The organism is Paenibacillus sp. J22R160, assembly GCF_059692135.1.
On record NZ_JCAUAU010000025.1, the window covers coordinates 90,367 to 99,200 of the forward strand.

General features: G+C 43.1%; 6 protein-coding genes. 5 read left to right on the forward strand and 1 reads right to left on the reverse strand.

Annotated elements, in window-relative coordinates:
• Positions 1–38 precede the first annotated feature (38 nt).
• Both AC58UW_RS29630 and AC58UW_RS29635 read left to right on the forward strand, forming a co-directional pair.
• On the forward strand, positions 39–1,283 hold the full coding sequence (locus AC58UW_RS29630) for an MFS transporter (protein ID WP_497424156.1): 1,245 nt from the start codon (positions 39–41) through the stop codon (positions 1,281–1,283).
• A gap of 63 nt (positions 1,284–1,346) precedes the next feature.
• Complete coding sequence (locus AC58UW_RS29635; RefSeq protein ID WP_497424157.1) at positions 1,347–2,579, forward strand: HAD-IA family hydrolase; 1,233 nt, start codon at positions 1,347–1,349, stop codon at positions 2,577–2,579.
• Here the strand turns inward: AC58UW_RS29635 and AC58UW_RS29640 are convergent.
• Complete coding sequence (locus tag AC58UW_RS29640; RefSeq protein ID WP_497424158.1) at positions 2,576–3,370, reverse strand: helix-turn-helix transcriptional regulator; 795 nt, start codon at positions 3,368–3,370, stop codon at positions 2,576–2,578. The genes AC58UW_RS29635 and AC58UW_RS29640 overlap by 4 nt on opposite strands.
• 262 nt (positions 3,371–3,632) lie before the next feature.
• Between AC58UW_RS29640 and AC58UW_RS29645 the strand changes: the two genes are divergently transcribed.
• From AC58UW_RS29645 to AC58UW_RS29655, 3 genes are all read left to right on the forward strand, one after another.
• Positions 3,633–5,402, forward strand: a complete 1,770-nt coding sequence (locus tag AC58UW_RS29645; RefSeq protein WP_497424159.1) for a cache domain-containing sensor histidine kinase — start codon at positions 3,633–3,635, stop codon at positions 5,400–5,402.
• Positions 5,395–6,990 carry a response regulator gene (locus AC58UW_RS29650; protein ID WP_497424160.1) on the forward strand — a complete coding sequence of 532 codons (1,596 nt, stop codon included), beginning with the start codon at positions 5,395–5,397 and terminating at the stop codon, positions 6,988–6,990. Before AC58UW_RS29645 ends, AC58UW_RS29650 begins: the two co-directional genes overlap by 8 nt.
• 116 nt (positions 6,991–7,106) lie before the next feature.
• Complete coding sequence (locus tag AC58UW_RS29655) at positions 7,107–8,516, forward strand: HEAT repeat domain-containing protein (protein ID WP_497424161.1); 1,410 nt, start codon at positions 7,107–7,109, stop codon at positions 8,514–8,516.
• Positions 8,517–8,834 lie beyond the last annotated feature (318 nt).

The window sequence follows — 8,834 nt, forward strand, 5'->3', positions numbered from 1 at the left end:
CGTTTGCAGCGATGAAGGTCAGAAGGAGGGTCTTTACTTTGAAAAAGAAGTGGCTGGATGATTTACCGAAAAATCCGCGCTATTCCATATTATTTGAACCATTGTGGGCCATACCTGGAACGATTGTTTTATTTTATGCGCCGCTTTACATGAAGGAGGCCGGACTTAGCGATATTGAGATTGGAATTATCAATTCGCTTCATTTATATTTTGCTTTTGTCTTTCAGTTATTTGCCGGAACGATTACGAATAAATTAGGCAGAAAACGAACTACGCTTTTCTTCGATTTGTTGGCTTGGAGTATTCCGATGTTTATTTGGGCTTTTTCCCAAAGCTTCTGGTTATTTCTCATCGCCTATTTATTAAATGCTACGTCCAAGATTGTGACGGTATCATTCAATTGTCTTATTATTGAGGATGTAGAAGAGAGAAAGCGGCCAAAAGTATTCGGCATAATGAATATGATCATTACTGCTGCAGGCGTACTTACACCTCTTGCAGGCTTGATAATGGCTAATTATGGCATAGCGCGTACACTTGCCTATATTTATTTTTTTGGCGGGATCATTATGACGGTGTTGTTTCTGCTTCGTAATCGAATGACGGACGAGACGGAAGTGGGCAAAGAGCTGATGAAGGTGCATCACCAGACCCATGTTATCAAAAGCTTGAGGGCAAGTTTGCTTTTATTTGCCAAAGCATTCCGGACTCGCAGACTGTTCCCTATTATTTTGATCACCGTTTTATCCAACTTCATTTTACAGCTCAATTTCTTTCAAGTTATCTTTTTCAAAGAGCAATTGCGTTTTGACAATCATACGCTATCCTATATTCCGGTCGTTTCCGCTGTAACCGTTATGCTGCTCTACTTTGTCATTTTCCCGAAATTAAAACGGCACTCGGATGAAAAATATGTCGGCATATCCGTTGCTTTATGCACAGTGGGCTCCTTGCTGTTTCTGTTCATTCCATCAGGGAATATTCTCATTCTCATGATAACCATTACGATTCTGGCTGCCGGAACATTTATTTTGCAAACCTACCGGGACGCATTGTTAATGAACCGTTTGGGCACCCATGAGAAAGCAGACATGTATTCTGCCGTGCAAACAGTCATGACCTTAACCGCTATCCCTTCCGGCTATTTAACAGGACTTATTTATAACAATAGCCCATTTTCGCTATTTGTTGTTGTCCTTGGTTTATATGCTGTCTTAATGATTGTTGTCTTATTTCTGCCTCTTCCAGCTGGGCGACAACAAATGGTGGATTCATCTTTTTAAAGAAAAGGTTTTTGTCCCTTAAAAGAGAAATAAATATACATAAAAGTACCTTAGGAGGTAAAAATGACCAATATTTTGCATATTGAAAAGCAGCTTGAACTTTCTTGGTTGAATAAGCCAGAGCAGTGGGGATTTACAGAGGATGGGGGTATCATCGTTACCGCTCCTCCCGGGGCTGATTTCTTTTGCGATCCGGCCGGAAAGCATATCTGTGCTTCGGCTCCTTTTCTGTACACAATTGTGGAGCAATCATTTGAAATGACAACGCAGCTTACTGTTGAAATGAAAAACAAATATGACTCGGGATGCTTAATGCTTTTAGTAGACGAAAACAATTGGTGTAAATTGTGTTTTGAATATAACGGTAAAGCGGCAACGATTGTATCTGTCGTGACAAAAGATGGCGTTTCCGATGATTGTAATTCAGAGATCGTTCAAGTGGCTAACCCGTATTTGAAAATACGTAAAGTTGACGATTGTGTATCATTCTTTTACTCGCAGGATGGTGAAGAGTGGACGTTAGTTCGTTATTTCGGGATGCGAACGCCAAACGGAGGGAAGGCTGGGCTTGTCTCTCAATCTCCTCAAGGAACAGGAAGCACGACGAATTTTATGAATTTAATAATTACGGAGGCAAAACCCGAAAGTCGATTTGGCCTTAAAGCCATTATCTTCGATTTTGATGGTTTAATTATGGACACGGAAACTCCTTGGTACTACGCTTTTAAAGACATTTACCAGGAACACGGCATTGAACTTTCAATTGAGCTTTGGTCTAAAAATGTGGGAACTTCCTTCGATGAGTTTAACCCCTATGTTTATCTGGAGACTTCGATCCAGAAACCTTTGGATCATGGACATATCAGGCAGCTGTCTGAAGAGAAGTATGCAACCTATTTAGGTGAAGCGCAGCTGCTTCCTGGTGTACATAAGCTGTTGGAAGCAGCCAAGCTGAGAGGTCTACGAATTGGTTTGGCGTCTAGTTCTACGCGCGATTGGGTTCATAAATACTTGAAAGAGCAAGGCATCTTTTCCTATTTTGATGTGATTCATACAGCTGATGATGTCGAGCGGGTGAAGCCTGACCCTGAGTTGTATACGTTGACGCTCGATAGACTTGGCGTAGCTGCCATGGAGACTCTCGTCTTTGAAGACTCACCGAATGGGTTGAAAGCCGCTAAGGCTGCAGGTATCCGATGCGTTGTCGTGCCGAATGAAGTTACACGGAACTTGGAGTTTTTAGCACATGATTTGATGGTTGCCTCGCTTGAAGAGATTGATCTGGGGGTTTTCTAGCTTTCATTCTTTCTGCGCAATTCGATGGGGGAGCAGCCCATATATTTTTTAAACACAGCTCCGAAGTAACTGGGACTGTTAAATCCTACAGCTTCTGAGATATCCTTCACGGTCATCTGATCGTCACGAATCAGCAATTCCTTGGCCTTGAACAGTCGATAGCGTGTTAAATAAGTGATGGGTGTCATTTGATATTCTTTTTTAAACATACGGTTAAAATGCTGTTCGGTGATGGACATTTGGTTGGCTAACATGGTCAGCGAGATGTCATGCTGATAGTTTTGTTTTATGTAAGAGATAATGCTGGAAAACATCAGCTTATTTTCTTTATGATCGTCAAGAGGCGAATGATCTCGAGCGATTTTCAACTTGATTAACAGCATGTATAGTAGTCCTGATCCATGATAATCACGATCCTTGTGCTGGGATTTTTGAAAAAGTACAATTTCATTAAAAATCATCTGCTGCATGTCATCAAGTAGAAAAACGCTGGCATCTACTAGTTGTAAGGCATACAGAAATCGATTTAATAGAGAACCGTTAAAGGTAAGGTATGTGAAGTTCCAGGGTTCGCTGATCATGTTGTATGTGCTGGATACCTGAGGAGGAGAAATAAAGATCATGTCCTCATGGAGCACAAATTCGCGATCATGACAAATAATACGGCCAGATCCCTTCCTACAATAAATCATGAAATAGTCGGAGGGATGATGCAGCATGGTTCGGTGGTCAGTGAGAGTCATGCTGCCGTGACTGGTAATCAATAAAGGAAGTACATAATCTTTAGGCATGGATGTCTCCTTTCAAATTAAGAAGAAGTTAACTTGAAACCTACTTGCAGCCCTTGGATGTATTCAAGGGCTTCTTTCACCTGTTTGTATTTATTATAAAGACGAGTTATCTGACTTACATTGAAAATAACTACAATTTTGTATACATAACACAGAATATAAAGAAATAGTTCCATAGTTTTCCATTTAATAGATCGCTGCTATAATACATGTATGTAAAAAAATGGTTTCACTTGGATGCTGTTACTAAACGCGAAGGGCAGTGAGAACTAACTTGAATCTGTTTATTAAAAAGCCTAGAGATTTCGGCTTCCGCACCAAAATTTTTCTGTCAAACCTGCTCATTATCGTATTTATTACCTCATCCATTGGGGGGGTTGCCGTTTATGCATCTTCCAAGTATCTAGAGAGAAACACGCGAGATTTGTCGATGCAAGTGCTTCAACAGTTTTCTGAAAATATGGATAATCATTCCAAAAGTCTCATTAACACGTCGGTCTATTTACTCGGTGATGAGGCATTTCGAAGCATCCTTTCCGAAAGATCACTAGATACGGCAAGTGATAACTACCCCATTTTTCGCAGCCAATTGGAAGCTTTATTACTGCAATATGGAAATAGCAATCCATCTATTAATTTTATTGGAATTCGGACGAATGCAGGAAAGGTAATTTGGTGGGAAAATAAAAAAGGTGCCGGCAGGACACAGGATGTGAATTATTTTAATGAAATTCTATCATCTGAAGCGGTTGCTATTGAACACGCTGGTTTTGAAATTGCTTGGCATGCCTCTACGAGAACGCCGAATGAAGTCTTGATGGCAAGAAAGTTTATTAATCTGAATCATGTGAATCAAAGTCTCGGTACGCTTGTTTTTGGCATCGACTCGGCCTATTTGCTTTCCATGGAATCCAACAGTTCTTTAATACGAAAGGAAAATTTAGCGATTTTGAACGAGGAGGGCTCTCTTCTTGCAAATGGAGGAACGGCGATTGCCGATGAGTGGATCGGCCAAAGCGGGAACAACAGTTTTTTTCTGGTGCGAGAGCACATGAAAAGCCTCGATTGGCAGGTGCTTTGTTTTATTCCCAAGGACGTTTTATATGCAAACAAACACGTCTTAACCGTTGTTATTATTTTGGTTTCCTTTGTAGCGTTAGTAATCTCGTCGATCTTTGCATTCTATTTCTCCGTTTCTACCACAAGCTCTATTAAGAAGCTGGAACAGGCTATGAAGCTTGTTGAGGAGGGAGATTTTGATGTGCATATTCAACCTTCTGGTCAGGATGAAATCGGAAGCTTAACGATTCGTTTCAATTTCATGATTGCCCGTATCAGAGAATTGATCAACACGGTCTATAAGGAAAGGTTAGCCAAGCAGCAGGCGGAGTTCTCTGTATTGATGTGCCAGATCAATCCGCATTTTCTTTACAATACGCTGGGCACCGTCAAGTGGTATGCGCATATGAAGCAGCAAAATGATATTGTTCAGATGATGAATGCCATTATTAATCTGCTTAAATCATCTGTCAGGCGAGAAAGTGAATACCATCCATTAAGCGAGGAGATTAGCCATATCCGAGATTACATCTACATTCAGAAGATTGGTTACGGGGAAGCGATTGACGTCCATTATGAAATTGATTCGGAAGTCATGCCTGCCTATGTGCCATATTTCGCTCTGCAGCCTTTGGTGGAAAATGCGATTTTGCATGGGTTGGAAATGTCCAAAGGGAATGGATTAATTACGATTCACGCTTACAGAGACGGGCAAACACTGCTTCTCCTTGTTGAGGATAACGGCATCGGAATGAGTGCGAAGAAAGTTGATCGTATTTTGCATAGAGGAGACAGAAAAGGGCTTTTTTCAGGCTTAACTAGCATTGGGATCCGAAGTGTACATGAACGCATTCAACTTTATTATGGCTGCGACTATGGGCTTAGTTATGAGAGTGAGGAGGGATGCGGTACGAAAGCAATGATTCGATTACCGTATATTCTAAATCTGCGGGAGGCCGAAAATTATGCTTAAAGCCATGATCGTAGAGGATAATGCCATGTATCGCTATGCAGTGAAATCGATTCTCCGCTGGGAGGATCATGGCTTTGAAATCATACATGAAGCATTAAACGGCAAGCATGCGTTGGAGCTGCTAAAGCAGTCTCAGGTGGATCTCATTCTGACGGACATCAGTATGCCACAACTCAACGGAATTGAGCTCATCCAACATGTAAAGTTGTTTGATCCCAACATTAAAATCGTAGCGCTGAGTTCATACGACGACTTTCATTTTGTTAAGGAAGCACTTAAACTCGGAGCTGAGGACTACTTGCTCAAACATGAGTTGGAGCCGCAATCCTTGCATAATCTGCTTGAGCAGATGAAAACACAGATATTGCGGGATCGCCAGAGAAGGCAGGATACTTCGTTCATGGCATCCAGCCTTACATGTTTAAAGACAGACTTGGTGAGCAAACTGCTGCTAGGCGAGTTGGTGAATGTCAAGGAAATCGAGCATCGTGCTGTGGTTACCCAATTCCCCATTCTTCATGAGCCCACGATTGTGTTGCTTGCTGCTTGTTCGGGTAACGATGTCGACACGCAGGCGTGGAAATTAAGCCTTGAAACCTGCCTTGCGCCTCATACAGGTACCGAGCGTAATCTTATGGTTAAACCGGTTACAGAGCGGAAAATGGCCGTTGTAGTCTCGTTTTATCACGAGAAAAGTGAAACCAATATGGGCTCATCTGCGATGCAGATAGCATCCGAATTAGCCTCTGTTTTGAGGAAAGAATATCGTTCTTCTGCCATTGGAATAAGCTCAGTAGGCTATGGGCTTAAAGCGCTCAATACCCTGTATCAGCAAGCGGAGAAGGCGCTGTATCAATCGGTTTATGAGAGCCCTAAGCAAATTTATAGGTACCCGCTGTCATTCCGTTCAAATGTTAATGCGAATGAAGGAATGACCCTTCTCGGGCGATTGGCTCAAGCCATGAAAAGGGGCGATTTAAGGGGCGTTGAGACCATCACCGATCATTTTTTTCAATTGCTTTATAAAGGTCAGCCCGAGATGGTTGATCTTCGAAAATGGCTTATCGATTTGTTTGCTTTATTAAAGTTCACCTCGCTTGAAAAGAACCTGCATACCGATAATATGGCAGACTGGCATGCCGAAGTTCTCGGATCGATTGAGGAGCTCAATCCGTTAGGAGAGCTGAAGGATTTGTTCCTTGTGGAGTGTAAACAGCTGCTTCATAAATCGGATGAATACAAACGGTTCTCGCGGAAAGAAATTCAACTTGCACTGGAGTATGTGCATATCCATTATGCCGAGGATATTTCCGTTGTTAAGTTGGCACAAGTCCTAAATTTAAGCGCAAACTACTTGTCGAATTTATTTAAGCATGAAACCGGACTAAGGATTATCGAATATATTAACCGCTATAGGATTAAAAAGGCGAAGAGATTGTTGAGCGATCCTTCTTGTAAAGTATACGAGGTAGCAGAAAAAACGGGATTCCAAGAGACCTCTTATTTTTGCAAAGTATTTAAAGAGATTGAAGGCCGTACCGTAACGGAATTTAGGCGGAATGCGGGCGCTAAAAGCTTGTTGGAATGATTCTATCTTAGTTTTGTGCTAGCTCTGATTAAGAATGTCTATTAAGTATCTCATTCGTCTTTTTTATAATAAGGGTAAGGTTACAGCATTCAATACACGCCAAGGAGGCAGGAACAATGCAGGAGAAACAACCTTTACTATTGACGGATGAGCAAATGAGAGAGTTTATTACCAACGGGTGTCTGATTCTTAAAACGGATTTTTCCCATGCGTTTCATGACAATTTGCTTGAGCAATTAAATACGGTGTACGCAGAAGAGGGGAATCCTGGAAATAACTTGCTGCCGCGTATCCGTGAGCTGCAAAAAGTGTTCGACCATCCTGTTGTTACTGGTGCATTAACAAGTGTGTTAGGTCCCAATTATATGATGCACGCACACAGACATGGGCATTTCAATGCACTGCCTACTGCTGGGGGCTGGCATAAAGACAGCTATTGGGGATATGACCGCGTGCGCAATCATCACCCGAACTGGGCCATGATTATGTATTTCCCGCAGGATACACCGGTAGATTTGGGGCCGACAGGCATTATGCCAGGCACGCAAAATCATCAGAAACGGGCATTCGAAGCCAATGAGCATCCAGCTGAAGTTTTGGCAAGCGGCGAGGCAGGCACATTCGCATTGATCCATTATGATATCTGGCACCGTTCCACGCCGAATATTCTTGGACAGCCACGCTATATGCTGAAGTTTGAGTTCATGCGCACCGAGCTGCCGAAGCAGCCAAGCTGGAATAATCAAGAGCGCGAATGGAAGAAGCCTGTGAACTTGCTTGCACCGCTTGCTGCGCACGATTTGATGTGGGAAGAGACATGGAACTGGTTATCCGGTGAAATCAGCTCCTTGGCAGGAACGGCTTCATCTGATCCGCAAGAAGTTCAGGTACTGGCAGGGAAATTGAGTGGTGATGAGACTATCGCCATTAATGCCTCTTATGATCTTGCCCGTAGAGGGCAGGCTGGGGTGAATGCATTGCTCGATGGACTTCGCAGCGATGATGTTCATGTATCACGGATCTCTGCGTATGGCTTGGCGGTTGCTGGAAGCGAAGCGGTTGATGGGTTGATCGCTGCGCTGAACCATGAGGATGTAAATACGGTAACGCATGCTGTGTTTGCACTGGGAGAATTGAGCGGATTAGCAGCAAGAGCGGTTCCTGCTCTAACGAAGCTGCTTGATCATCCGGAGGATAAAATTCGCAGCGCCGTTGTTGATGCGCTTGGTTTCATGAACTCGCCCGTAGAGGATGTCGTTGCTAGCTTAACCCGCGGCCTTCAAGATCAGAATGCACAGGTGCGCTTCATGGCCAGTTTATCATTGTCCCGCTTAGGCGCTTCGGCAGAGCCGGCTGTTCCGCAATTGGAGATCGCGCTGGATGACGAGAACAGATATGTTCGTGCGCATGCCGCGGAAACATTGAACTACATCGGTACGGAGCGGGCGAAAAATTCGTTGATCCGTTTCCTGCTGAACAACCGCTGGTGCTCCACGACGACAAAAGCGAACGCCTTTTATCCGTAAGCCACGCCACAGTGAATATTTGAAATGAATAAGGAGCTAAGCGGCCTGTTTGCGCTTAGCTCCTTCATTTTTGGCATCTGGAACAGCCTATTCATCATTCCATTTTACACATGAAATATTTGCTTCGCTCAGCTGAATTCAATATGTAACGGGAAATCCTACCGTTATTTCAAGCATGTCCTGGCTTAGTAATCCAGTTAACAGGAAAAATGGACCTCTGTCAAGAAAGTGGACACTCTTATCCCGTTTTTTTGTTCTTGAACTGCGCAGCAAAGCGAGCTGGTGACATGTAACCTATCGCACCGTGGATTCGCTTGC

Coding starts and splice junctions, on each gene's coding strand:
- AC58UW_RS29655 (WP_497424161.1), top strand. CDS start 7,107: ATGCAGGAGAAACAACCTTTACTATTGACGGATGAGCAAATGAGAGAG.
- AC58UW_RS29650 (WP_497424160.1), top strand. CDS start 5,395: ATGCTTAAAGCCATGATCGTAGAGGATAATGCCATGTATCGCTATGCA.
- AC58UW_RS29635 (WP_497424157.1), top strand. CDS start 1,347: ATGACCAATATTTTGCATATTGAAAAGCAGCTTGAACTTTCTTGGTTG.
- AC58UW_RS29640 (WP_497424158.1), bottom strand. CDS start 3,370: ATGCCTAAAGATTATGTACTTCCTTTATTGATTACCAGTCACGGCAGC.